Annotated in this window: 2 protein-coding genes; both read right to left on the reverse strand. The window is 72.2% G+C overall.

The genetic code is table 11. The features are described from left to right. Positions 1-155: 155 nt before the first annotated feature. Entirely contained in the window at positions 156-716 is a 561-nt protein-coding gene (locus ACWGIU_RS37420; protein ID WP_453712520.1) for a hypothetical protein, read from the reverse strand. Between the two features lie 102 nt (positions 717-818). Further along, positions 819-1,623: SCO0930 family lipoprotein (locus tag ACWGIU_RS37425; RefSeq protein WP_453712521.1), on the reverse strand; the 805-nt coding region annotated here is incomplete at its 5' end.

The following is a 1,623-nucleotide window of genomic DNA, read 5'->3' on the forward strand; positions in this document are numbered from 1 at the left end:
CCCGTGGTTGCCCGCGGCGCCCGGCCGAAGCATCCCGCGGTTTCGTGCCGGGTGCTCCTCCCGACCGCGCGGACATCAGGCCACGTGGCCGACACCCCGCTGGCGGCCCCCGGTCGTGCGCCGGGGGCCGACGTCTGCGCCGTGCTGGAGCGGCCTCAGTGGCCGCCGTCCTGGCCGCCGTCCTGGCCGCCGTCGTGCTCGCCACCCTGGGTCGCGCCGGGGGTACCGTGGGGGGTACCGCCGGGCGTCTCACCGGGTGTCGCACCGGGCGTACCGCCGTGCGTGTCCCCGGTCTCCAGGGAGCCGCCGAGACGTCCGCGGAGTGCCGTCAGGGCCTCCTCCGCCGGTGCGGTGACGACCCATCGGTCGCCGACCAGGTAGAGGCCGCCGTACATCCGGGCCTCGGTCAGCCAGGAGCGCAGCCCCTCCTCGGCGGCGAAGGTGACCATGCGGTAGACGACCTGTCCGGCCTGACAACCGCCCTGGCGCAACTCCTCGGCCTCCACGTTCACTTCGGCGGTGCAGCCGATAGCCGTGGCGATCTGTTCGAGGGAGGTCCCGGGTGCCGCCGACGCGGTCTGCGAGGCCTCGGCCGAGGTGTGGTGCGCCGCCGCCTTCGAGGAGCAGCCCCCGCACAGCAGCGCTGCGACGCACACCGCCGCGACGGCGGGAAGCGACGGGCGGATCCGCCGGGTGCGTCGGTCGGTGGACGGCATGGCGGCCTCTCTGGCTGATCGGGGAGGGATCGTGGCGCCCGGGTGGGGAGGTACCCGGGCACCACGCGTTTCGGGGGCGGATCGGCGGGCCGCTGACAGGAGTCAGCCGACGACCTTCGCTTTCTTGCCCTTGTCGGTGATGGCGAACCAGAGACCCTTGTTGTTGTGCCCTGTGGTGTCCCCGGGTTCCTTGTCACCGGTAAAGGAGTAGACAGGCCAGCAGTCGATCGTCAATTGCTCGGTTCCATCGGGCCGCTTCACCTTGCCGATCAATTCAGGCGCGATTCCGCTTACCTGGTTCTTGTCGACGGGCTTGGCGGGCTTCCAGGTGTCCGTGCAGGCGTCCACACAGCCGATCTTCATCGGCCAGGCGCTGTCCTTGTCGAACCGGTAGAGCGTCTTGCCCTCCGCGTCCTCGACGAGGGTTCCGAGCTGCGGGTTCTGCACGGCGGTGAGCTCGCCGCCCTTCGCGGCCGTGTCCTCCTTCTTCTCCTCCTTCTCCGCCCCGGCCCCCGCGCCCTTGCCCGCCCCGGCCGGCTTTCCGCCCGGACCCAGGACGTGCCAGGTGCCGCCGACCCCCTCGCCGAGCGCGTCGCCGGCCTTGACGTCCTTCGCGTAGCGGTACACGGGCCACCCGGCGAGCGTGAGCTGCTTGGTGCCGTCGGACCGTTCGACGGAACCCAGGAGCGCCGCGTCGATCCCCGCGCTGACCGAGGCGTCGTTCGCCGCCACCGCGGGCCAGGCCGCCGCGCAGTCCCCCTCGCAGTTGGACTTGGGCGGCTTCGGCGTGTCCTTGTCGAACCGGTAGAGCGTGATGCCCGCGCTGTCGGTGACCCCGGATCCCAGGCCCTGGATCTCGCTCACCTTCAGTTCGCCGGCCGGGCCGCTCTTGTCGGCGGCGCCCGCC

Source organism: Streptomyces sp. NPDC054840, from assembly GCF_053611065.1.

What these genes read in the sequence shown, in the direction of transcription:
- ACWGIU_RS37420 (WP_453712520.1), bottom strand. Translation starts at nt 716, where the DNA reads ATGCCGTCCACCGACCGACGCACCCGGCGGATCCGCCCGTCGCTTCCC.